This is a genomic window from Paenibacillus sp. FSL H8-0048 (assembly GCF_038002825.1).
Taxonomy (GTDB): domain Bacteria; phylum Bacillota; class Bacilli; order Paenibacillales; family Paenibacillaceae; genus Paenibacillus_AQ.
Window position 1 is genome coordinate 7,199,864 of record NZ_JBBODF010000001.1, and the last position, 24,008, is coordinate 7,223,871.

Sequence of the window (24,008 nt, forward strand, 5' to 3'; positions counted from 1 at the left end):
GTCAGGAGCTGGAGGCGTCGGCGGAGCTGGGCGCGGTGACGCGCCCGATTGAGGGCGGGCAGGAAAGCCCATCGGGCCTGGATGCTCCGTCAAATACCGGCGGGGAGGATAGCGGCGGTCGGAATGCAGCAGCTGGCGATGGCGAGGAAGACGGCGGGGAAGATGCTGCGTCTGGAGAAGGGAAGGCAGAAGGCGGTCAGAATGCAGCGGCTGTCGATGATGAGGCTGGCGGCGGTAAAAACGCTGCATCTGGAGTTACTGCAGATACTGGCGGGGAAGAAGCTGCGTCTGGAGAAGGGAAGACAGAAGGCGGTCAGAATGCAGCGGCTACAGATAAAGAGGACAGCAGCGAAGGGGCCAGCAGCGAGGACGATCCCGCATCCGATAACGCAGACGATCAGGAATCGTCCGGCGGAGGGATCAAAGGGTTCTTCAGCAGTCTGTTCGGTGACGATGCCGGCCCGGAGGAGCAGTCCGGGAACGGCTCCGGTAATATGGATGCATCCAATCAGGAGATGGAAGCTGCGGATGAACTGGGCAAGTCCGGTCAGCCGGAGGAAGCAGCTGCGGATTCCGGCCCGGAACAGGGAGCCCAGGAAGACGGCAGAGGCCAGTCACAGGAGATGGAAACCTCGGACGAGCTCGGGGCGCAGACGCAGGAGAAGAGCCATAAAGGCTTTTTTGCCCGATTATTCGGAGATGATGAAGAGTCTGAGGATCAGGAGGACGGTCAGGAAGCTGGTCAGCCGCAGCAGTCCGAGCCTAAGCAGGCCGCCTCCAAGCAGTCAGCCCCCAAGAAGGCCAAAGCCGGTCAGGGAGCTGACTCTGCAAGCAAGCCCAAGGACCCTCTGCAGCAAAAAAGGGACGAGGAACGCTCTGACTCACTGGAGCAGTCGATTACCTATTGGCAAGGCAATGACAAGATCCCGCAATCCCTTGCGGATGCCAAGAATACACTGACCGAGGTGCTGGGGCTGGGCTCATCCTTCGATATTGTGTTCAGGGAAATGTCCTTCGGCGGAAAACGCGCAGCACTGCTCTGCATCAGCGGCTTCGCCAAGGATACGATTATCGATGAAATTCTGAAGCGCCTGACCTATCTGACCCCTGAAAATGTATCGGCCGATGTGGTCGCCAGCTTCATGAGTGAATACATTCCCCATGTTCAGGTGGAGAAAGGCGAGCTGTTCAGCGAGAGCATCAACAAAGTGTTATCCGGCATGAGTGCGTTCTTCATTGAAGGGGAATCACAGGCTATCATCATGGATACCCGTTCGTACCCTTCCCGAAGCCCGGATGAACCGTCGATTGAGCGGGTGGTCCGCGGAGCGCGCGACGGCTTCACAGAGACGCTGCTGAGCAATGTGGCCCTGGTGAGAAGACGTATCCGCGACCCGGGGCTGAAGCTGGAGATGCACCAGATCGGACGGCGGACCCGGACGGATGTCTGTCTGGCCTACATTGATGACATCGTGGATAAGACCCAGGTGCAGGCTGTTACCGACAAGCTGAAAAGCGTCAATCTCGACGGCATTCCCCTGGCAGACAAGCAGCTGGAGGAGGCTATTGTCGGCGGCGGGTGGAACCCCTATCCGCTGGTCCGTTATTCGGAACGGCCGGATATTGTCGCCTCCCATCTGCTGGAGGGCCGGGTGGTCGTTTTTGTCGATACTTCACCGAGTGTCATGGTGCTGCCGACGACGTTTTTTGATCTCTGCCAGCATGCGGAAGAGAACCGCCAGACTCCTTTTATGGGCAGCTATCTGCGCTGGGTCCGCTTCATCGGGATCTTTGCGTCGATGTTCCTGCTCCCGCTGTGGATGCTGATGGTGCTTCATCCGGAGCTCAAACCCGGCATGCTGGATTTCATCGGTCCGCAAAAATCAGCCAATCTCCCGCTTATTGCCCAATTTCTGATCGTTGAGCTGGGGGTGGATCTTCTGCGGATGGCTGCGGTGCATACACCCACTCCGCTCGGCTCCGCGATGGGGCTGATCGCTGCCATTCTGGTCGGTGATATCGCCGTACAGACCGGGCTTTTTGTCAATGAAGTGGTGCTCTATATGGCGGTGGCCTCCATCGGGATGTTTGCAACGCCGAGCTACGAGCTGGGGCTGGCCAACCGGATTGTCCGGCTTGCGCTGCTGCTGGCGGTGGCTGCTTATGGCATCCCCGGCTTCATGATCGGGACAACGCTGCTGGTGGTGCTGCTGACCACACACCGTTCGTATAACTCTCCATACATGTGGCCGTTTATACCATTTAATGCAAAAGCTATGGCGGAGATCCTCCTGCGTCAGCCGGTGCTCAGCTCCAAAACAAGGCCATCCTTCAACAAAACAAGAGATAACACCCGGATGCCGGAGAATAAGGATGCCCCGCGCAAGTCGTAGGAAAATACAAATCAACTGCAAAAAAGTCCATTCAATGGTGTTCCCTCTGTCTGTTATACTGAATATACTGAACAGCCCCGCAATAAGCCGGATTTGTATTCTGAGCATCTGTTTCAGGAACGCATCGGGGCCCCAAATCATATACTAGACAGGGTGGATCGGATGATTCCACAGAAATTGGAGGACTGCGCAATGTTTTTACACGGGACGAGCCGAATCAATGATGCAGGGCATTTGGAGATCGGCGGATGTGATGTAACCGAGTTGAAGGCGGAGTATGGAACACCGCTATATATAGTGGACGAGCAATTGGTCCGCCAACGCTGCCGCGAGTACATGGAGGCGTTCACAGCTTCCGGTCTCGGGTTCCAGGTGGCTTATGCCAGCAAGGCGTTCTCGACGATGGCGATGTGCCGGCTTGCAGATGAGGAAGGACTGTCGCTGGATGTGGTCTCCGATGGTGAGCTGTATACTGCGCTGCAAGCCGGTTTCCCGGCGGAACGCATTCATTTCCACGGCAATAATAAGACACCGGATGAGATCGAGATGGCGATCGATGCAGGAATTGGCTGCTTTGTCGCCGACAATCTGGTGGAGCTTCGTCTGCTTCAGTCCATTGCCGCCCGCAGAGAAGTGACGGTTAATATTCTGCTGCGCGTCACGCCTGGGGTTGAAGCCCATGCCCATCATGCCTATGCTTCCACAGGACAGACCGACTCCAAATTCGGCTTCGATATCGGAAACGGCTCAGCCCGTGAAGCGGTTAGCCTGGCTGACAGCCTATCTAATCTGAATCTGCTCGGCGTGCATTCGCATATCGGGTCGCAGATTTTTGAGACTGAGGGCTTCCAGCTTGCCGTTGAACGGATCGCTGAGTTCACCCGTACCGTCAAGGATGAGCTGGGAATCTCCTTCCCTGTAGTCAACCTGGGCGGAGGCTTCGGAATCCGTTATGTGGACGGCGATACGCCGCTCCTCGTCTCCGAATACGTTGCAGCGATCACAGATGCAGTGAAGACGCACTTCACCGGCATTAACGATTCGCTGCCGCAGATCTGGGTGGAGCCGGGCCGCAGCATCGTGGGGGATGCCGGTACGACCCTGTACACAGTTGGAACCAGCAAGGAAATTCCGGGTGTGCGCAAATATGTAGCCGTTGACGGCGGCATGACAGATAATCCGCGTCCGGCCTTGTATGAATCCAAGTACGAAGCACTGCTGGCAAGCCGTGCGACTGAGCCTAACGTGGAGAAGGTATCCATCGCCGGCAAATGCTGCGAAAGCGGCGATATGCTGATCTGGGATGTTGAGCTCCCTAAGGTGGAGAGCGGCGATCTGCTGGCTGTGGCCTGCACAGGAGCCTACAATTACTCCATGGCCAGCAACTACAACCGAATCCGCCGTCCGGCGGTGGTATTCGTGCAGAACGGGCAGAGTGATCTGGTCGTACGCCGTGAGTCCCATCAGGACATTGTTGCCAATGATATCGTTCCTGCACGGATTGCCAAACAGGCTGTTACGAATTAAGACATAAGGGTTGTGCTATAGCGGCAGGCGGGAAGACTTCCCGCTTGCTTTGCTTTGTGCCCCGTTTCATAGTAAACTAATAAACGTGTTCTACATTTGTCATTTCGAAAGGGGTCATTTACATATGGCTAAGCAAGCGAAAATTACACTCGAAAACGGCGGCGTCGTGCTGATCGACTTGTTCGACCAGGATGCACCTAATACAGTAGCAAACTTTGAGAAGCTGGCAAAAGACGGCTTCTACAACGGATTGTTGTTCCACCGCGTGATCCCAGGCTTCGTAGCACAAGGCGGCTGCCCGAACGGAACAGGCACCGGCGGTCCTGGCTACACCATCAACTGCGAGATCAACCCGAACAAGCACGAGCGCGGCTCCCTGGCTATGGCCCATGCCGGCAAGAACACAGGCGGAAGCCAGTTCTATATCGCTTATGCTCCACAGCCGCATCTTGATGGAGTACACACAGTATTCGGTAAAGTGGTTGAAGGCATGGATCTGGTTGACGCTTTCAAAGGCCGCGACAAGATGACGACCGTTGAAATTGTTGAAGCTTAATACAAGCACTCCATAGACGCTTTAGGGGGAGGTCCTTTTCTTCCTAGGGCATCGCCGAAGCACCCGGCTGGGTTATCCAGCCGGGTGCTTTTTGCCGTAAGGTGAATTATACAATGTAGTTGGATTTTCTCCAATTACTCAGGAGCGGAGGTACTCTTTTTAGGCAACAGGTGGAAAAACAGCACTTAAAATGCTGCAAATAGACCAGAGTAGAGGGTAAGCGCAAAATTAAATGTCGTTTATCCAATTAATTTCTTCGAAGGCTCCAAACCATCCGAAACAAGCTGCGTTTGTCCAACTAGCATGCTCCTGAACTTGCAGATATCGGCGCTAGGCGGGAATGAGGGGCATTAATGCCCCTCATTCTCCTCCCCTGAATTTACCTGCCCAGTTTCCGGCTGGTTGCGGCGCGGCGGTTCGTGTACAGCTCCGGCAGCTTGAAGAAGATCAGGAACATCAGGAGGAAGATGACGAAGGCAAAGCCTTCTTCAACCAGCAGATAGTAGGGATAAGGGCCGAAATAGTCCAGTACCGAGAACGTGCTGGGCTTGTGCATCAGGAACATATAGTTGGAGTCCAGCAGCATATTGGCGGCGTATACACACGCAGCGACAAGGTTCAGGCAGAGCATGGTGAAGAACAATGAGCGCCAAGTGGGCTTATATCCTTCGACCCAGGTCATGTACAGGGATGCAAGTATGATCGACCCGTGGGCGATGAAGAACAGCAGGAAGCGGAAATGCGGAAACGGATAGACCAGGTTAGGTGTAAGCAGGGCGATGAATGCACCGCCGATTCCGGCAAAATACAGAAAGCTGTACAGCAGCCTGCTGCGTGTGAGCAGCATCAAGATCGACAGAAGCAGGGTGATTCCGCATAGCTCCAGCGGCAGGGAGGAGCTGCGGCTCCAGCTGTCATGGGACAGATACCAGACATGCAGGCCCCCCTCGGAAGCGGCCAGCAGCAGGATCAGCAGCAGGCGTACGCCTAACCGCAGGCCGGACCGGCTGCGCAGGGCGAAGCGGGCTCCAAAGAGCGCCAGGCAGCATAGGGCAATAATAGCCAGGGCAACGAGATGGGAGACGGAAAGCATAACGAAATCGCTGTCACGCGCACGGTCCCAGAATAGAGTTCGGTTCACTTGGAATCTCTCCTTGAATCCTGAAATAGGAGTCACATAATAATTTCTTTAATTTTAACCATTTCTGATTCTAAAGTTCTACTCTTAGGTGATATAAGTATATATCGTCTGTAGTGGGCAGAAAAGTCAGGTTTACTAGTTTATTTACATAAGATGGACTCTTAGCCCGTATACATAACGAAACTTCAGGTGGAGTGTGTCCTTACCGGTGCGTGCAGCAGCCATCTTTTTAGCAGTATGCTTCAAATCATTCAATCGAAAGAACGGGGGCTTTTGGGAAATGGTGAAAAAAAGAACAAGCCTGGCAGTGGTTCTGGTCCTGTTATTTGTGCAAATGGTCTCAGGACTGGGCTTCACCCGGCAGGCTACAGCAGCGGCCACCCAGCAGGACCGAGACATTATTACCAGCGTATCCATGGCGGTATATGGTCCGGATGGGCAGACGGTGACAGGCAGTGTGTATGATGTAGACTCCACCGTGAAGCTGGACTATACCTGGTCGCTTCCTAACAGCCACGGCTATAGCCAGGGAGACAGCTTCACTTTCCAGCTTCCCGAGCAGTTCCAGCTCTTCAATGATATTCAGGGCGGGCTGGAATCGGACGATGGGACGGTAGGCACATTTACAGTCAGCCAGGCTACTCATCAGGTAGTGATGACGTTTAACGATTATATCGAGAGTCATGCCAATGTGCAGGGAACCTTACGTATTAATACCCAATTTGACAAAAAAGTGATCAGCGGCAGCACCGTCCAGCAGATTCTATTCCCGGTGAACGGCGGGGTCCAGACGGTTACGGTATCGTTCAAGCCTACTGTAGGCTCGACAATTACCAAGAAGGGAATCTCCAGCGGCTTCAACGCCGATCATATTGACTGGACTGTTGATGTGAACAAGAGACTGGAGCCGGTAAGCGGCGCGGCTGTGACCGACCCGGTTCCTGCCGGGCTGGCACTGGACAGTACGGTTACACTTGCCGTCTATCAGCTGAATGTTCAGCTAGACGGCACGGTTACACAAGGGCAACTGGTAGACAGCAGCAAATATACAGCCGATGTCTCCGGCGGGATGCTGAAGCTTCAGTTCACCGACCCTGTGATTACCGGGGCATACCGTATCGCGTATACAACGCAGGTCGTAAGCGACAACTTGTCCACCTTCACCAACACAGCTACCTTCACAGGGAACGGCCGTGACCCGGTAAGTGCTTCGGATACAGTGGTCATTGAACGCGGAGGCAGCCTTAACAAAAAAGCCGTCCGTTATGACTGGGGCACCCAGACCATCAACTGGGCTATCGAATACAACTACAATAACCGGACGATCTCCCCGGAGAACGCGGTGTTGACAGATGTGTTCAACAGCTCCCAGGTGCTCCTGGAGAACACGGTGCGGATCTATCCGGTTACTCTGAATGCAGCCGGAGAAGCTGCAAAGGGCACGGCTCTTAATGCAGGCAGTGATTACACAGTAACGCCAGTCAGCATCGAATCCGGCAACGGATTCCGACTGGAGTTCAAGCATACAGTGAAATCGGCTTATCTGATCGAATACACGACCAAAGCCGCAGACCGTGTGTTTAAAGATACGAAGATCACCAACACTGTCACTGACAGCACCTATAGCAGCAATGCTACTCAACTGATCCGGCCGATCATTATCTATAAGAATCTGTCCGGGGTGGATTACAACAAACACACAACTGACTGGAAAATCACATTCAACGGTGACAATTATCCAATGAACGAAGTGGTGGTTACCGACAGCTTCCCGCAGGGAGGACAGAAATACATCTCAGGTTCTCTGGTGGTCCGTACGCTATCCGGCACAGTGATCCCTTCATCGGCTTATACTCTGATTGTGAATTCTCCGGCTCAGCCGAATGAAGGCTTCAAGGTGAAATTCAATTCACCCGTTACAGGTACTCATACCATTAGTTATCAGACGGAATTCAGCAATGACTGGCTTACCGGAAATACGGATGATTTCATCAACGTGGCCCGGATTGACTGGAAGGACAGCCAGAACAAGCCACAATGGACAGAAGCCAGCGGGAAGTTTATTCCTAATTTAGAGGTGAAGACCAACGGGTTCAAATCCGGGGCGTACGATGCTTCGGCCAAAGAACTGACTTGGACCGTAGGCGTCAATTACAACAGCAAATTCATTGCCGATCCTGTAGTGACGGATGTACTGGGTGACGGACAGTCTCTGGTACCCGGCTCACTTAAGGTATACAAGATGAATATTGCCAAGAATGGGACCCATAGTCCTGGCGCTGAGGTGGACGGCAATGAGTTCAGCTATAGCGTGGGAAGCGGCAATGAGCTGAGGGTTGATTTTGACAAAGCCATTAATTCGCCTTATTATATCGTATTCAAAACCAGCCTGGCCGGACAGCTAATTGGAACCAAGGTTCTCAATACAGCCAAGCTGCTGGATGGCACCATGAAGGTCTCCGAGGATTTAAATGCCAGGGTAGATATCCCGCACGGGAATGAATATGTGTTCAAAGACGGCGCGCAGAATGGAGATAAGCTGAACTGGACCATTGCGATCAACCGGACCCAGTCCCATGTAAAAGATGCCGTGATCACCGATGTGCCAAGCACGAATCAGATCCTGCTGCCGGACAGCTTCCAGCTGTACCGTACGGTTACGGCCGTGAACGGCGAAGTGACAAAAAGCGGGCCTGCACTTCAGAAGGATACCGATTACACCTTAACGATCAGCGCCGATGCACAGGGACGTCAGTCCTTCGTCCTAAGCTTCCCTGGTGACATCCATTCCGCTTATGTGCTGGAATATCAGTCGCTGATCGTAGCGAACACTGGCGATAAGCTGGTCAACTCTGTAAGCTTCACCGGCAATAATGTCAAGCTTATCATGAAGGAGACGAGCAAGGAGATTATCGTGGGAGTATCCAGTGGTTCGGGAACAGGCAGCGGCGTCAGAGGGACGCTTAATGTCTTCAAGCTGGAAGCAGGGGATGTTGCCAAACCGCTGGCGGGAGCTACCTATGAGCTATACCGCCTGAACGGAAGTGACCGGGTGCTGGTAAATACCCGCACCACAGATGCAGCAGGCATCGCCGCGTTCAACAATCTATGGCTGGGCAGCTATGTCCTGATTGAAACGGTTGCACCACAAGGCTATGTGCTTGATTCCACCGAGCATCCGGTGACGATCGGCTCATCGGCCGTGCTGAATGTTACCTTGTATAATAAGCTGGCGGAGCAGCCAACGCCGACAGTGACTCCAGTACCGACTGAGACACCAACGCCGACTGTAACTCCGGTGCCGACTGAGACACCAGTAGAGACCACAATTCCGACTACAGTCCCTACTACAGTTCCTACTACAGTTCCAACGGCAGTTCCTACAGATTCTACGGGGCCAGAGGCTACACCTGTTCCGACAACGCCTGCTGGAGGACCGGTATTTACTCCGGTGCCCACACCAGCGGGAACATTCGAACCAGGGGTCATTATCGATGATTCGCAGATTCCTGCAGGACCAGGCTTGCCGGGAACACCGCAGCCTTCTGCACCAGCACCAACGGTGACTCCAGCACCGGCAGCACCTGAAGTGGTGACGCCAATCGACGATAATATCCCGCTGGGCAATCCGGAGGTAGATGTTGAAGACGAGGAGGTTCCGCAGGGAACGGTCTCGGGTACAAACGACGGCAGCGGCAGACTGCCGCAGACCGGAGAGAGCAGCCCGCTGCCTATCTACCTGACGGGTGCTGGCCTGATCGTGGGCGGCCTCATCCTCAGCCTGGTATTCCGCAGAACACGCAAGCAGGAATAGGCTGAAGTAGAGCAGCGGAATAGGGCTACAGCAGGGGCTGTGCCAAAAGTAAATATTCTATAGGTGGCATCAAAACCTATATCTTCTCGAAGCTGAATATGAAAAAAGGAGCGTTTCTCCCTTATTGGAGGACCGCTCCTTTTGCTCATTTCTGATGAAATCAAGTATACTTATGCACTTCATTCGCTCACTCGGGCAATTGGTATTTCGCATCCCGCTTAAACAGCGGAGCGGACGGACCGATTGTGTAAAAGCGTTAGCGGTCGCCTTGGTCTCCGGATTTTCACCGCTCAGGGGAATAAAAAAAATCTGGAGACCACAGCGATTGGAACAACGGTCCGTTTGCGGAGCGTCCATCCAAGTGCACACGTTAATCCTACTCCGAATATAAATTGGCTGTATCGGAAACCATCTACCGTTTATACATTTTTCAACTTGCATCTTGCTATACGCATTGCTATAAATGCTATAATAATTTTAAATTCAAAGTTTCGGAGGGATGGTTCGTCATGTGGAAGGAATTCAAAAGCTTCGCTATGAAAGGCAATGTACTTGATCTGGCGGTGGCCGTAATCATTGGTGCGGCATTCGGCAAAATTGTCACCTCGCTGGTAGGAGACATCATTATGCCGCTTATCGGTCTGATCAGCGGAGGTATTGATCTGAAGGGGCTAAGCTTCGGCATTGGTGAAGCGGAAGTAAAATACGGCATGTTCCTCCAGACCGTAGTCGACTTCTTCATTATTTCTTTCTCCATCTTCATGGTGGTGAAGCTGAGTACCCGGTTCAGACGTAAGGAGACCGTCAAGGTTGAGGTAGTAGAGACACCTGCACCGGCACCGGATGTGGTCCTGCTGACGGAAATCCGCGATCTGCTGAGAGCGGACAAGCAGCGTGAGACGGGTGTATAAGGGAATTAAGTTACATAAATATAGTAAATTTCCGAAGCACACTTGCATTTCCCGCAGTGAAGTGATAATTTTGTTGTAGGCGTAACTTGGTATTGAACTGAATAGATCAATCCTTCAGGGCAGGGTGTGATTCCCTACCGGCGGTGATGCTGTTGGAGCTGGCTTATAATTGCCGCTTCTGATGCTTAGTCCGCTACCCGCTTCGTATGATAATGATACGGACGGTGGACCCGGTGTAATTCCGGGACCGACAGTATAGTCTGGATGGAAGAAGGAGAGATTCACGCGCCGCGCTTGCAGCAGGCGGCCAAGCAGCAATGTTTTCGGATATTATGTGCGAACTTTCACAATGGTGGAGGTCCGGCGTTTATTTACGCATATATTCTTTGCTGTGATTACCTCTCGTATATCCCGTCTTGAACTCCTCCTGGAGATTGAGACGGGTTTTTCTGTTTTTGGTTTGGTACACATGAAGACTACAGCCTTGGGATAGGAGGCAAGACATGGATAAGATGAACGATGAGTTTTACATGTCCCTTGCGCTGGATATGGCGGAGCGGGCACAGGGACAGACCGGAATTAATCCTGTGGTCGGCTGCGTAGTCGTGAAGGACGGCGCCATGATCGGGATTGGAACCCATCTGCAGCGCGGGACCGGACACGCCGAGGTGCATGCGCTTAATATGGCAGCCGGTAAAGCACAAGGCAGTACGGCCTATGTTACGCTGGAGCCTTGCAGCCATTACGGCATTACCCCTCCTTGCAGCCAGCGTCTGATTGACGAAGGGGTGGCGAGAGTGGTTGTTGCCTGTGAGGACCCCAACCCTCAGGTGGCGGGCCGGGGAATTGCGATGCTGCGCGAGCAGGGGATTGATGTTGAAGTAGGCCTCCTGCGGGGCCGGGCGCTGCGGCTGAATGAGAAGTTCATCAAGTATATTATGACGAAGCAGCCGTTCGTAACCCTTAAGAGCGCAAGCACACTGGACGGCAAAATCGCCACCCGGACCGGAGACAGTAAGTGGATCTCGAATGCTGAGGCACGGGAGATCGTACATACCCTGCGTCACCGCCATCAGGGGATTATGGTCGGGGTGAATACGGTGATTGCCGATAACCCTTCGCTGACGACCAGACTGGATGTGCCCGGACGGAATCCGCTGCGGATTATCATCGATTCCTCGCTGCGCCTTCCAATGGACAGCGCGGTGGTCAAGGATGGCCTCGCGCCTACGGTGGTCGTGACGACAGAGGCAGCTGATCCTGACCGCAGAGCAGCACTGCAGGCTGCAGGGGTAGAGGTCGTTGCTGCGGGCAGCGGTCCGCGTGTGGATCTGCAGGCGGCTATGGCTGCGCTCGGTGCAATGGAGATTGGGTCTATTCTGCTGGAAGGCGGCGGGATGCTGAATGGGGCGATGCTTGCGGAAGGATTGGTTGACCGGGTGGTCCTCTTCTTCGCGCCCAAGATTGTCGGCGGCGGCGCGGAAGCAGCGGGGACCTTCGACTTCGGAGGTGTGGAGCTGATGCGTGATGCCATCCAGCTTGAAGGATTGGAAGTGGAGGTGCTCGGGGATAATGTGTGTATCAGCGGCACCCCGGTTCCTCAGCATTAACCGAACATTCAGGAAGGAGGGATGGTATGTTTACCGGTTTGATTGAAGAGGTAGGAGTTCTGCGCAGCGTTACCAGCGGCGGGGAAATGATGGTGCTGAATATTGGCGCCTCGCTCATTATGGGAGATCTCAAGATCGGCGACAGTGTGGCGGTCAATGGAGTCTGCCTCACGGCAACCTCACTCGGGGGCCAGCATTTCACCGTTGACGTGATGCCCGAGACCTACCGCAACAGTACGCTCAAGGAGCTGCGCACCGGGTCCAAAATGAATCTGGAACGCGCCATGGCTGCCGGAGGACGCTTCGGAGGGCATATTGTCCAAGGGCATGTGGATGGAACCGGTGAGATTCGCAGCGTCAGGCGCGATCAGAATGCAGTGGTGTTCGAGATTGCCCCGGACCGCAAATCTCTGTTCAAATTCATCATTCCCAAAGGCTCCATTACGATAGACGGCATCAGCCTTACGGTTGTGAAGACGGAAGCCGCAACCTTCACCGTATCGATTATCCCGCACACGCTGGGAGAGACGGTGCTGGCCCACAAGCGGGCGGGAGACCGGGTGAATATCGAATGTGATGTGCTCGGTAAATACGTGGACCATCTGCTCCATTACGGTTCACGCGCGGGCAATGAAGAGGATGGAGGAAGCTCGAAGATCAGCCATGATTTTTTGGCGGCCAACGGGTTTGTATAATCTATAGATCAGGCATGCGGCAGGCCGTCAGGCAGGGCGCATAGCCATTAGGAGGACAGTAGTATGAGCCAGCAAGCTGATAAAGACAGCGTTCTAGACCCGATTGAAGATGCGATTTATGACTTAATGCGCGGTAAGGTCGTTATCGTTGTAGATGATGAGGACCGCGAGAATGAAGGAGACTTCGTTGCTCTGGCGGAACGGGCTACTCCGGAAGTGATTAACTTCATGATTACCGAAGGACGCGGCCTGGTCTGCGTACCGATCACAGCGGAGCGTGCAGAGGAGCTGGACCTGCACCCGATGGTATCCCAGAATACCGATAACCATGGTACGGCGTTCACGGTATCCATTGACCACGCGGATACAACGACTGGCATCTCGGCTGGTGAACGCTCCCAGACGATTAAGGCCATGCTGGACCCCAAGGCCAAGCCGGCCGACTTCCGCAGACCGGGGCATATGTTCCCGCTGATCGCCAAGAAGGGCGGAGTCCTGCGGCGTTCCGGGCATACGGAGGCTGCTGTCGATCTGGCCCGCATGTGCGGGGCTTACCCGGCAGGCGTCATCTGCGAAGTGGTGAAGGTGGATGGTACAATGGCCCGCCTGCCTGATTTGATTGAAATCTCCAAGAAGCATGATCTTAAGCTGATCAGCATCAAGGACCTTATTCACTACCGTAATGAGAAGGAGCATCTGGTTACCCGTGAGGTAGCGGTGAATCTGCCGACGGATTTCGGTGATTTCCAGACCATCGCCTATACGAACGAGGTAGACGACAAGGAGCATGTTGCCCTGGTTAAAGGTGATATCTCCGGGGATGAGCCGGTGCTTGTGCGTGTGCATTCCGAGTGCCTGACCGGCGATGTGTTCCATTCGCACCGCTGCGACTGCGGTCCGCAGTTCGAAGCGGCACTGCACCAGATTGAAGAAGCCGGCCGGGGCGTTCTCCTCTATATGCGCCAGGAGGGCCGGGGCATTGGCCTGATTAACAAGCTGCGTGCCTATAAGCTGCAGGAGGAAGGGCTGGATACTGTGGATGCCAACCTGAAGCTGGGCTTCGCGGCGGATTTGCGGGATTATGGCATCGGGGCACAGATTCTTAAGGATCTCGGCATCCGGCAGATCCGGCTGCTGACCAACAATCCGCGCAAGATCAAGGGGCTGGAAGGCTACGGACTTGAGGTGGTGGAGCGCGTAGCGATCCAGATGCCGGAGAATAAGGACAATACCAATTATCTTCATACAAAGCAGGCGAAGCTTGGGCATCTGCTGAATTTTGACAAGATCGAACAGAATGAGAATACCAAAATTTAATCATAGATTACCTATCCTATACACGAAGGGTTGATGAGTAGCATGCCGAATTATTTTGAAGGACATTTAGTATCTGAGGGCTTGAAATATGGGGTGGTTGTAGGACGTTTCAATGAGTTCATTACCAGCAAGCTGCTCTCCGGGGCACTCGATGCCTTCAAGCGCCATGGCGTCGCCGATGATGAAGTGGATGTGGCCTGGGTACCGGGCGTATTCGAAATTCCGCTGATCGCCCAAAAAATGGCTGAAAGCGGCAAATACGACGCCGTCATCACGCTGGGCACAGTCATTCGCGGATCTACAACGCACTATGATTATGTGTGCAACGAGGTGGCCAAGGGCGTGGCGGCGATTAACCTTAAGACCGGTGTTCCAACCATTTTCGGTGTGGTTACAACGGAGAATATTGAACAGGCCATTGAGCGTTCCGGGACCAAAGCCGGCAATAAAGGCTGGGATGCAGCGACTGCCGCTATCGAGATGGCTAACCTGAATAAGCTGTTCAAATAAACCATCTCTTGACGAAAGAGCGTAAATCGTGCTTATTTATAGGTATGAGAAGAAAGCATGAACATAGATCTTTCTACTTGTGTAGCGTCCTTGCGGCGCTGCACTTTACTTTTTTTGGGCTGGAGGAAACCGCGTGACTGTATTGTACAAGCTGGAGACGTTCGAAGGTCCGCTCGATCTGCTCTTGCATCTGATTGACAAGGCGGAAATCGACATCCAGGACATTCCGGTCAGCGAGATCACCGAGCAGTATATGGAATTCCTACAGGGAATGAAGGAGCTGGAGCTGGATATCACCAGTGAATTTCTGGTGATGGCTGCCACGCTCCTGTCGATTAAGAGCAAGATGCTGCTGCCGAAGCCGCCCGTTATTGAGTTCGAGGACTTCGATTATTACGAAGATGACGGCTATGATCCGCGAGCGGAGCTGGTGCAGCGCCTGATTGAATACCGTAAGTTCAAGAGCATCGCGGTGCAGCTGCTGGATATGGAGAGCGAGCGCAGCCTGATTTTTACGAAGGAGCCTGAGGATCTCGGCCCCTTCGTTCCTGCGCAGACGGACAATACACTGAAGGGTCTGCACACCGCCGATCTGATCGCTGCGTTCCGCAAGGCGCTTAGCAAGGCTGCCCGGCGCACCTCGTACCAGCGGATTACCAGGGATGAGATCTCGGTAAAAGACCGCATCCGTGATGTATCCGAAGCGCTCCAGCGCAAAGGGATCGGCGGCAGAATGCGGTTCTCGTCCCTACTGCATGAGGAGATGGACCGGCATGAGATTGTCACCACCTTCCTGGCGATTCTGGAGCTGATGAAGATGAAGGCCATTTATTGCTACCAGGAGAAATTATTTGAGGATATTGTTATGGAGTGGAGAGGGGGAGAGGATGTCAGTGGACTACAACACGCTGAAATCGATTATTGAAGGCCTGCTGTTTCTCTCGGGGGATGAAGGCCTGTCGGTCCGGCAGATTGCCGAGATTACCGAGCAGCGGCCCGATCTGGCGACAAGAGCGCTGGATGATTTAAAAGAAGACTACCACTCGCAGAGCCGGGGTCTTCAGGTGGTCCAGATTGCCGGAAATTACCGGCTGGCGACACTCCCGGAGCATGCACAGTATTTCGAGCGGCTGGCGTATTCGCCCTCCAGATCCTCCCTGTCCCAGGCGGCGCTGGAGACACTCGCGATTGTGGCTTACCGGCAGCCGATCACGAGAGTGGAGATCGAGGAGATCCGGGGTGTCAAATCCGAACGGGCCATCCACACGCTGGGCAACAAGGATCTGATCCACGAGGTGGGCCGGGCGGAGGCTGTCGGGCGTCCGATTCTGTACGGCACCACCAAGTCCTTCCTGGACAGCTTCGGGTTGGCCAGCCTGAAGGAGCTGCCGGAGCCGTCGAGCTTCGATACCTCCGAGGGTCTGGAAGAGGAGACCCAGCTGCTGTTCAGCAAGCTGGACAGCCAGATGACCTTTGATGAGGTAGAATAACTGCAGCGGCCTGCCGCTGTGATAGAGATGCCGTTGTCCCTTCGGGGGCAGCGGCATTTTTTCGTAAAAAATGGAGAAGTTTGCGAGATCACCGAATGTTATCCAGCCGTAATTGCCATACTAATCCAGAGGCTCCATGTTTATTATTCTAAAGTCTGCTTGGAGGTTAACCGTGTGACGTTATGGCTGGCAATACCCTTAATCCTGCTGCTGCTCGTTATTCTGCTGTTCCTGCTGGTTCTGGCGTCATCGATTCATTTTCACTTTCGTGTGCGTAGGCTGGGTAAGGATGACCGCATCGAATTCGACATCAAAGCTGTATATGGCCTTGTTAAAATTCATTATGAGGTGCCTGCGCTGGTCTTCCAGAGCCTCGAACAGGGGATTAAGCTCAAGGTGGAGAAAAGCGGAATTGCACCGGTGAAGCTGGATAGCGAGAAGGAAGGGCAGGTCGATAAGGAATCTGTAACGCAATGGCTTAAGGATGTTCGTACTGCGTTACATGCCACCCGCGGTCTGAAAAAATGGCTTAAAGACACCCTGTCCCATATTCAGATCACCAAGCTGGACTGGTCCACGGACTTCTCACTGGGGGAGGCTGCAACGACCGCTACGGCGGTAGGGGCCTTATGGGGACTGAAGTGGACGATGATCGGCGTGCTCTCCCGCAGGGTCAGACTGGTGCATAAGCCGGGAATATTCGTGGCCCCTGTCTTCCGGGATCAGCCGTCCTTTGCAACGGAAGCCGTCTGTAGCGGCAAGCTGTCCGCCGGTTATGCACTCTATGCAGGGCTTCTGCTGCTGCGCCGCGTGTCGAAGGTGAAAGGCGGTCTGGGGCGGTGGAAGAAATTGCTCAGACGTGAACGCTCCTAAATAATCTACATACTCCAATCTATAGTGGGCAAGATAAATACTGCAGGTACATTTATATACACCCGAGGAGGAGACAAACAATGTCAGATCATCCGATTCAAGGTCTCATGCAGACCGCAATGGAAAATATTAAAGGCATGGTTGATGTAAATACAATTGTTGGGGATCCTGTTGAAACGCCCGATGGTACCGTCATTCTGCCGATTAGCAAGGTGACGTTCGGCTTCGCAGCAGGCGGCAGCGACTTCAGGGTGGAGGATGACGGTCCGGGCGTGAACAGCAGCGGGTCCGGTGTTAAAATGCTTCCCTTCGGGGGCGGCAGCGGGGGCGGCGTATCTATTCGTCCAATCGCTTTTCTGGTCGTTGGCAGGGAAGGGGTACATATTGTGCCGCTGGATAATCAGACCCATTTGTTCGAGAAAATTATTGATGCCACGCCTAACCTGCTCGACAAAATTCAGAATATGTTCCAGCCCGGCATGGTTCCGGAAGCTTCGGACATTCCCGGCTCCAGGGTAACCAAAACCGTTGTGGAGACCGGGTCCGGCTCGTCCGACCATTCGTCAGCACATTAGGATACAGCGAACTCAAGAAAAGTATGGATGGTCAGGGATATCACCTTAGAAGGTGGTATCCCTTTTTTGGAGCTGTTTCCACTTGCCGGATGAAAGAGGATCGGACATACCTGCCCCATGCCCCGCATACACTTGTACAACCAGGCAAGACTGATGAACCGTTGCGTAAGGAACGGATAAGAAGCCGGAGGATGAACATGAAGACATTAACCCGAAAATCTATGCTGTCCTTACTGTTGAGTATGCTGCTGCTTGCGCTGGTGCCGGTGTCTGCCATCCGGGCAGAGAACCTTTCTATCTCTACCCATGCCAGGGCGGCGGCGCTGATTGATGTGACATCCGGAAGAATTCTGTACAGCAGCCGCGGGGATGAACCGATGCTGATTGCCAGTCTGACCAAAATTATGACCGCCCTTGTGGCGATAGAGAACGGCGATATTACGTCGAAGGTCAAGGTCGGCAAAAATGCTTTTGCCAAGGAGGGCTCCTCCCTGTACCTGAAGCTGGGCGAGGAAATGACGCTGAAGGATATGCTGTACGGACTGATGCTGCGCTCCGGCAACGATGCGGCAACGGCAATCGCCGAGCATGTCGGCGGTTCGGAGCAGGGGTTTGTCTACCTGATGAACGCCAAGGCGCAGGAGCTGAATTTGAAAAACACCCATTTTGCCAATCCGCACGGATTAGATGCTGAAGGGCACTTTTCCAGCGCGAATGATCTGGCTGTATTGACTGCTTATGCGATGCACAATCCGGTGTTCAAGGAAATCGTAGCCTCCAAAGAGAAGACGGCGGACAATCCCTATGAGAAGTGGGACTATAAATGGAGCAACAAGAATAAGATGCTGCGCCTCTACGAGGGAGCGGACGGGGTGAAGACGGGTTATACCAAAAAAGCGCTGCGCTGCCTGGTCAGCTCCGCTACAAGAGACGGGCAGCAGCTCGTGGCGGTTACGCTGAACGACGGCAATGACTGGAATGACCACGCCTCGCTGCTGGACTTCGGCTTCAACCACTATCCGCTGAAGACGCTGGTCGAGCGGGGCGAGGCCGTCAAAGGCTACAGTCTGGTGACCGGCAAGGCCTTCGCCTATCCGCTGGGTCAGGGGGAGGAAGCAAGGCTCGTCAACAAACTGGTGCTTAGTGCAGCTCCGCAGGCTTCTGCGGATGGCAATGCTGCGGGTACGGGAAGTACAACAGGTGCAGGCTTCAGTGTAAGTGCAGGTGCGGGCAGGGCAGCTGTGAATGCCAGCGGGAGTGAGGGCGATGTTAACTTCGGGCTCAGGGGTGTGATTATTTTACAGCTGGGAGAGCAGGAGATCGGCCGGGTTCCGGTGTACACGCCTGGCCAGCTCCCGCCGGAGACCACGCCGTATGTGAAAAAATATAACGCTGCGAGTGCCTCTGCCTACCCGGCGGGCAACTGGCTGCAGGCCTTCGGCAGTGCGCTGCGGGCGTTGTTCCTCACGGGGGAATAGGGAAACGATTCTGCAAGACAAAGTATAAAGAATGAAGCGGGGGAGGGGATACCTATGTTAAATGGAATCTGGCTGGGGATGATTCTGATCGGGTTTGGTTTTGCCGCAGTTAACGGACGGATGAATGAATTCACCGCCGCTGTATTCGATGGTGCGAAGAGCGGGGTGACCGTCAGCTTCGGGCTGATCAGTGTGCTGGTGTTCTGGCTGGGCATTATGCGGATTGCGGAGGATGCCGACCTGCTGAAAAAAATCTCCAGAGTGCTGGGTCCGGTCGTCTCTTTTCTGTTCCCGGATGTGCCCAAAGGCCACCCTGCCATCGGCTACATTCTCTCCAATATGAGCGCCAACCTGCTGGGGCTGGGGAATGCGGCTACTCCCATGGGCATTAAGGCGATGCAGGAGCTGCAGACGCTGAACCCGGATAAAGAGACCGCAACGCCGGCCATGTGTACCCTGCTTGCGCTGAATACCGCCAGCATCACCCTGATTCCGGCGACCCTGATTGCGATCCGGCTGAATTACGGATCGGCGGACCCGGCGGCTATCGTCGGAACCACCCTGGCGGCGACTGCGGTGGCTACCCTGGCGGCGATTGCTGCGGACAGGCTGTTCCGCCGCCTGAGCCTGCTTCGCAAGCCGCCCGGACCGCCGCCGGTCCTGAAGACCGGGGGCGGCCCGGCGAACGGGAGCGGGGCGCTTCCACAATCTTCGGTGAAAGGGTGACCGTCCATGCTACAACTGATCAGTCTGATCTCTGCCTGGGCGATTCCGGTCATGGTTACCTTTATTCCGCTGTATGCCTTCACACGTAAGGTTCCCGTCTATGAATCGTTCGTGGAGGGGGCGAAGGACGGGTTCGGCACCGCCATTGCGATTATCCCCCATCTGGTCGGCATGCTGGTGGCCATCAGTGTGTTCCGCGCGTCCGGTGCGCTGGACTTCCTCATGGGCTTTGTAAGCCCTCTGATGGAGGGACTGGGTATTCCGTCAGAGGTGCTTCCGCTCGGTCTCCTGCGCCCGCTGACGGGCACTGGATCGCTTGCCTATACCACAGACCTGATCCGCGTCCACGGCCCGGACTCTCTCATCGGTATGATTGCTTCTACTATACAGGGCAGCACAGATACCACCCTGTATGTGCTGACTGTGTATTTCGGCGCCGTAGGCATCCGCAACGGCCGCTATGCCCTGAAGGTGGGCCTGTTCTCGGATGTCGTCGGCTTTATTGCTGCCATTGCCGTTTGTCTGCTGGTGTTCGGGTAGCGGGGCAGGAGCAGGAGTAGGAGGTAGATGGATAAGTGGATAAGTGGATGAATGGATAGATGGATAGATGGATAGATGGATAGTTTGATAGATGGATTTCCTCCACCTGCTGCTAGACGAGTGAGCGTTAAGGAGACAATAGTTGGAAAAATGCAGCTTAATTATACGTATTCCCGCTAAAGTGTTGAAATTAAACAAATTAATTGTTCTTTTTCCACTTGCTTCAGCTAACTTCCTCAAATCGTTTGGATTAGGATACGTTTATCCAATTGTTTGCCTTCAGGAGAGCGAATGAAGGGTATAAATGCACTTGATTACAGCAAAAGTCGGCCGGATGAGCGAATGAAGGGTATTGCGCCGGTGGTTGTGGCCCTCAAGCGCTGCCCCGCAGCCGCTTGCCGCTTGCCCTACAGTCCTCACCCCCTTCCGGGAGGTGAGGACTGTTTGTTATTAGGTTTGCCCGTGCGTTGACGGAGTAACGGAGAGGAATTTTGGAACTGTAGGAGCGCCAGCGTCCGCCTGAAGGGGCTGTCCCAAAAGCCATGAAGTGGCTGCTTGGGACAGCTCTTTATTTTGTAGTAGGATCAACGTGAGCACTTGGGTGAACGCTGCGCGAACGGACCGTTGTTCCAATCGCTGTGCTCTCCAGATTTTTTTCATTCCCCTTAACGGTGAAAATCCGGAGACCAAGGCGACCGCTGCCGCTTTTCCACAATCGTTCCGTCCTCTCCGCTGTTTAAGCGGGAAAAGGTTCTTCAAATCTTTCTAAAATCACACAAAGAAACCTCTCTTTTGTTAAAATGGAGTTACCACACAACCATTTCAAAGGAGAGGTTTCTTTGTACATTCAATATACCATGGACCAACTTTGCTTGCCAATGGATCTGGAAGAAGATATCCCGAAAAATCACCTCGTTCGCGTCGTGAATGCTGCCGTCAACCGGCTGGACAACGCCATTTTTGACGCGGCCTATCCCGGCGGCGGCCGTGACAGCTACCATCCTAAAATGCTTACCAAAGTCATCATCTACGCATACACTCAGCGAATCTATTCGTCTCGCCAAATCGCCAAAGCGGTCCGGGAGAACATTCCCTTCATGTGGCTGGCCGGACGGCAGCGACCCGACTTCCGCACGCTGAATCGCTTCCGTTCCCAGCGGATGAGAAATGTCCTCGAAACGGTATTTACCGCCGTGCTTCAGTTTCTGGCTAACGAAAAATACGTGTCTCTGGAGCATTATTTTGTGGACGGCACTAAGATTGAGGCGAATGCCAATCGCTACACCTTTGTCTGGAGCAAAGCGGTCAGCAAACACAAAGCGAAACTGCAAGATAAGGTACAGGCCCTATTCGCTGACATTGACGTAGCGGAAGAGCAGGAAGAACAAAAGAACCAGGGCAAAGATCTGGCTGAACTCCGCACGGGTTCAGAAATGGACAGTGAGAAACTCGAACAAGCCGTACAAAAGCTTGAAGCTCAGCTTGCCGAAAAACCGAAAGACACGCCCCTAAAAAAGACGGTTCGGAAGTTGCGTAAGGATTTGCTCCCTCGACTGCAGAAGTACGAACAATATCAAAAGCTGCTTGGGGACCGTAACAGTTTCAGCAAGACCGATCCAGAGGCAACGTTTATGCGGATGAAAGAAGATCACATGCGAAATGGCCAACTGAAGCCAGGTTATAATCTACAGATCGGGACCGAAAACCAGTTTATTTTGGCCTACAGTCTCCATCAAAGACCGGGTGACACCCGCTGTTTAGAACCACATCTGGAAAAAACAAAGCAATTCCTCGGGAAACTTCCAAAGACGATCATTGCAGATGCCGGCTATGGAAGTGAAGAAAACTACGCCTATCTGGAAAAGAGCGAGATACAGGCCGTCGTGAAATACAGCACCTACCACAAAGAAAAGAGCAAAGCCTGGAAAGCCGACGTCGGAAAAATCGAGAACTGGACCTACGACGGATCCGAGGATCGTTGGACGTGTTTAGCTGGACACCCGCTGTATTTCCAACGAGAAAGCAAGGAAACCACAGAGAGTGGATACGAAATTAAGAAGCGTCACTACCAAAGTCAAAGCTGCGGAGGTTGTCCGCTAAAAGAAAACTGCACGAAGGGAAGCGGAAACCGGGAAATCGCAGTCAGTTTGGAGCGGCTTAGATACCAGAAACAGGCGAAAGAAATCCTCCGAAGCGAGGAAGGCTATCTATTGGCCGTACGTCGAATGACGGAGCCGGAAAGTGTATTTGGACAATTAAAGAATAACCGGGGCTTCCGGCGCTTTCTGCTTCGCGGCTTGGAAAAAGTGACGCTGGAGGTCGGTTGGCTTTCGCTCGCCCACAACCTGCTGAAGCAAGCAGCGAACGACCAGAAACGCAAAGGAGCGGTCCTCCAATAACGGAGAATCGCTCCTTTTTTTACTTGGTAAGCTTTGAAAAAGTTGCAGGTTTTGTTTCCACCTATAGAATATTTACTTTTGGGACAGCCCCCGCATCGTAAGCATAAGCTGTGTTGGATTTCTACTGCCGCAGGGCAGTCTAATCAAGGAAATCCAACTTTAACAGCGGCCGGAAGTCCAAATATTCCTCGGAGTTACGAATATTCAACGCCTTTACTCGCCCTCGCCCCGCCCCCCAAACATTTTAACAAACATTCCTCACCGCCCGCTCCCCCGCTTCATATGCTATTTCAGCAATACGGAGGGAGGACGACAAGGGTGGACTACAAAGGCTTTATTCTGCATCATTCCCGCTGTCCGTCTATTAACGGCAAAGGTTTTGACTTCTGGGTCGGATTGAACGGTTCAGTCTACGCGGCGCCGCTGCTGACAGACCCGGAGCATATTCATATATGCCTTGAGGGCAACTATGGGGAGGCGGAGCAATTGCCCCAGCTGCCGGAGCGCCAGCAGCAGCTGTTCGCGGCGGGGAAGCTTATACTGGAGCTGTCCAGACGCTATCAAATGTCGCCGCTAACGGTGGAGCCGCATAGCGAAACTTGCCCCGGCGCATTTTTTCCGTGGAATGATCTTGTGATTTATGCCTCTGATGGTTATCATTAACCTGAGGTGAGTAGTCGAAAATGGAAAGATTACAGAAAATTTTGGCGCAAGCAGGTGTTGCGTCCAGACGCAAATGTGAAGAAATGATTTTGGCCGGTAAAGTGGAAGTCAACGGGGAACTCGTAACTACGCTTGGCACGAAGGCGGACCCCGCAACCGATATTATTAAAGTCTCGGGCAGACTGATCCGGGGCGAGAATAAAATCTATATTATGTTCAACAAGCCCAAAGGTGTAATTACAAGCGCCTCGGATGACAAGGGCCGCAAGGTAGTAACGGATTACCTGAAAGGCATCACAGAGCGCGTATACCCTGTAGGCCGCTTGGACTACGATACCGAAGGGCTGCTGCTGCTGACGAATGACGGTGAGTTTGCCAACCTGCTCACGCATCCGAAGCACCATGTGCCGAAGACGTATCTGGCCACGGTCAAGGGTGTTCCGCACGGCACAGCGCTGGACAAGCTGAAGGCCGGCATTAAGCTGGAGGACGGCATGACCGCTCCTGCGGAAGTCGAATACAAGGATATCGATGAAGCCAATAAGGAAGCGGTGATCAGCATCACCATCCATGAAGGCCGCAACCGTCAGGTCCGGCGGATGTTCGAGGCTGTGTCGCATCCGGTTATCCGTCTGAAGCGGATTTCCTTCGGGGATATCCAGCTCCAGAATCTCAAGCGCGGCTCTTACCGCCATTTGACCAAGGATGAGATCAATCATCTGCAGCAAATTGCCAAGGCGGGAATGCTTCGGGACAATCAGACACGCAAAGACACATAAAGTTCACAATT

The 24,008-nt window shown here is 53.7% G+C and carries 19 protein-coding genes, 1 pseudogene and 1 riboswitch; of the genes and pseudogenes, 19 read left to right on the forward strand and 1 reads right to left on the reverse strand.

Translation table 11 applies throughout. From position 1 onward, the window contains the following. Window positions 1-713: 713 nt before the first annotated feature. The 3 genes and pseudogenes from NSU18_RS31165 to NSU18_RS31175 form a co-directional block, all read left to right on the forward strand. Window positions 714-2,393, forward strand: a pseudogene (locus NSU18_RS31165) (spore germination protein); the annotation flags it as partial. 192 nt (window positions 2,394-2,585) lie between these two features. Further along, window positions 2,586-3,920 (forward strand): diaminopimelate decarboxylase, encoded by a 1,335-nt coding sequence (lysA, locus tag NSU18_RS31170; RefSeq protein ID WP_341150904.1) that lies wholly within the window; start codon window positions 2,586-2,588, stop codon window positions 3,918-3,920. 124 nt (window positions 3,921-4,044) lie between these two features. Then, on the forward strand, window positions 4,045-4,476 hold the full coding sequence (locus tag NSU18_RS31175; RefSeq protein ID WP_036727386.1) for a peptidylprolyl isomerase: 432 nt from the start codon (window positions 4,045-4,047) through the stop codon (window positions 4,474-4,476). 379 nt (window positions 4,477-4,855) lie between these two features. Here the strand turns inward: NSU18_RS31175 and NSU18_RS31180 are convergent, their stop codons facing one another. Beyond that, complete coding sequence (locus NSU18_RS31180) at window positions 4,856-5,617, reverse strand: YwaF family protein (RefSeq protein ID WP_341150905.1); 762 nt, start codon at window positions 5,615-5,617, stop codon at window positions 4,856-4,858. Between the two features lie 280 nt (window positions 5,618-5,897). On the opposite strand from NSU18_RS31180, the gene NSU18_RS31185 reads away from it, so the two are divergent. The 16 genes from NSU18_RS31185 to NSU18_RS31260 all read left to right on the forward strand — a co-directional run bounded on the left by NSU18_RS31185 (window position 5,898) and on the right by NSU18_RS31260 (window position 23,997). After that, window positions 5,898-9,431 carry a collagen binding domain-containing protein gene (locus NSU18_RS31185; protein ID WP_341150906.1) on the forward strand — a complete coding sequence of 1,178 codons (3,534 nt, stop codon included), beginning with the start codon at window positions 5,898-5,900 and terminating at the stop codon, window positions 9,429-9,431. Window positions 9,432-9,940: 509 nt separating this feature from the next. Next, window positions 9,941-10,342 carry a large conductance mechanosensitive channel protein MscL gene (gene mscL, locus NSU18_RS31190; protein WP_341150907.1) on the forward strand — a complete coding sequence of 134 codons (402 nt, stop codon included), beginning with the start codon at window positions 9,941-9,943 and terminating at the stop codon, window positions 10,340-10,342. A gap of 106 nt (window positions 10,343-10,448) precedes the next feature. Then, window positions 10,449-10,622: riboswitch (FMN riboswitch) on the forward strand. Between the two features lie 223 nt (window positions 10,623-10,845). Then, window positions 10,846-11,952: a bifunctional diaminohydroxyphosphoribosylaminopyrimidine deaminase/5-amino-6-(5-phosphoribosylamino)uracil reductase RibD gene (ribD, locus tag NSU18_RS31195; protein WP_341150908.1), complete on the forward strand. Its 1,107-nt coding sequence runs from the start codon at window positions 10,846-10,848 to the stop codon at window positions 11,950-11,952. 26 nt (window positions 11,953-11,978) lie between these two features. Next, window positions 11,979-12,647 (forward strand): riboflavin synthase, encoded by a 669-nt coding sequence (gene ribE, locus NSU18_RS31200; protein WP_341018257.1) that lies wholly within the window; start codon window positions 11,979-11,981, stop codon window positions 12,645-12,647. Window positions 12,648-12,710: 63 nt separating this feature from the next. After that, the gene (locus tag NSU18_RS31205; protein ID WP_341018258.1) at window positions 12,711-13,964 is read left to right on the forward strand and encodes a bifunctional 3,4-dihydroxy-2-butanone-4-phosphate synthase/GTP cyclohydrolase II; all 1,254 of its coding nucleotides are present in this window, start codon (window positions 12,711-12,713) and stop codon (window positions 13,962-13,964) included. A gap of 42 nt (window positions 13,965-14,006) precedes the next feature. Next, window positions 14,007-14,474, forward strand: a complete 468-nt coding sequence (gene ribH, locus NSU18_RS31210; protein WP_036727378.1) for a 6,7-dimethyl-8-ribityllumazine synthase — start codon at window positions 14,007-14,009, stop codon at window positions 14,472-14,474. Window positions 14,475-14,607: 133 nt separating this feature from the next. Next, entirely contained in the window at window positions 14,608-15,399 is a 792-nt protein-coding gene (locus tag NSU18_RS31215) for a segregation and condensation protein A (RefSeq protein ID WP_341018259.1), read from the forward strand. Further along, on the forward strand, window positions 15,368-15,964 hold the full coding sequence (gene scpB, locus NSU18_RS31220) for an SMC-Scp complex subunit ScpB (protein ID WP_036698207.1): 597 nt from the start codon (window positions 15,368-15,370) through the stop codon (window positions 15,962-15,964). The genes NSU18_RS31215 and scpB overlap by 32 nt, the downstream gene beginning before the upstream one ends. Window positions 15,965-16,138: 174 nt before the next feature. Further along, window positions 16,139-16,837: a DUF2953 domain-containing protein gene (locus NSU18_RS31225; RefSeq protein ID WP_341150909.1), complete on the forward strand. Its 699-nt coding sequence runs from the start codon at window positions 16,139-16,141 to the stop codon at window positions 16,835-16,837. An 80-nt stretch (window positions 16,838-16,917) separates the two neighbouring features. Next, on the forward strand, window positions 16,918-17,412 hold the full coding sequence (ytfJ, locus tag NSU18_RS31230; RefSeq protein ID WP_341018261.1) for a GerW family sporulation protein: 495 nt from the start codon (window positions 16,918-16,920) through the stop codon (window positions 17,410-17,412). A gap of 191 nt (window positions 17,413-17,603) precedes the next feature. Further along, the gene (locus tag NSU18_RS31235) at window positions 17,604-18,890 is read left to right on the forward strand and encodes a D-alanyl-D-alanine carboxypeptidase family protein (protein ID WP_341150910.1); all 1,287 of its coding nucleotides are present in this window, start codon (window positions 17,604-17,606) and stop codon (window positions 18,888-18,890) included. A 54-nt stretch (window positions 18,891-18,944) separates the two neighbouring features. After that, window positions 18,945-19,616, forward strand: a complete 672-nt coding sequence (locus tag NSU18_RS31240) for a nucleoside recognition domain-containing protein (protein WP_341018263.1) — start codon at window positions 18,945-18,947, stop codon at window positions 19,614-19,616. A 6-nt stretch (window positions 19,617-19,622) separates the two neighbouring features. Then, on the forward strand, window positions 19,623-20,156 hold the full coding sequence (locus NSU18_RS31245; RefSeq protein WP_036727371.1) for a spore maturation protein: 534 nt from the start codon (window positions 19,623-19,625) through the stop codon (window positions 20,154-20,156). An 839-nt stretch (window positions 20,157-20,995) separates the two neighbouring features. Next, window positions 20,996-22,555: an IS1182 family transposase gene (locus tag NSU18_RS31250; protein WP_341150911.1), complete on the forward strand. Its 1,560-nt coding sequence runs from the start codon at window positions 20,996-20,998 to the stop codon at window positions 22,553-22,555. A 318-nt stretch (window positions 22,556-22,873) separates the two neighbouring features. Continuing rightward, window positions 22,874-23,218 (forward strand): N-acetylmuramoyl-L-alanine amidase, encoded by a 345-nt coding sequence (locus NSU18_RS31255; RefSeq protein WP_341150912.1) that lies wholly within the window; start codon window positions 22,874-22,876, stop codon window positions 23,216-23,218. A gap of 20 nt (window positions 23,219-23,238) precedes the next feature. Then, window positions 23,239-23,997 carry a pseudouridine synthase gene (locus NSU18_RS31260; RefSeq protein WP_341150913.1) on the forward strand — a complete coding sequence of 253 codons (759 nt, stop codon included), beginning with the start codon at window positions 23,239-23,241 and terminating at the stop codon, window positions 23,995-23,997. Window positions 23,998-24,008: the final 11 nt, after the last annotated feature.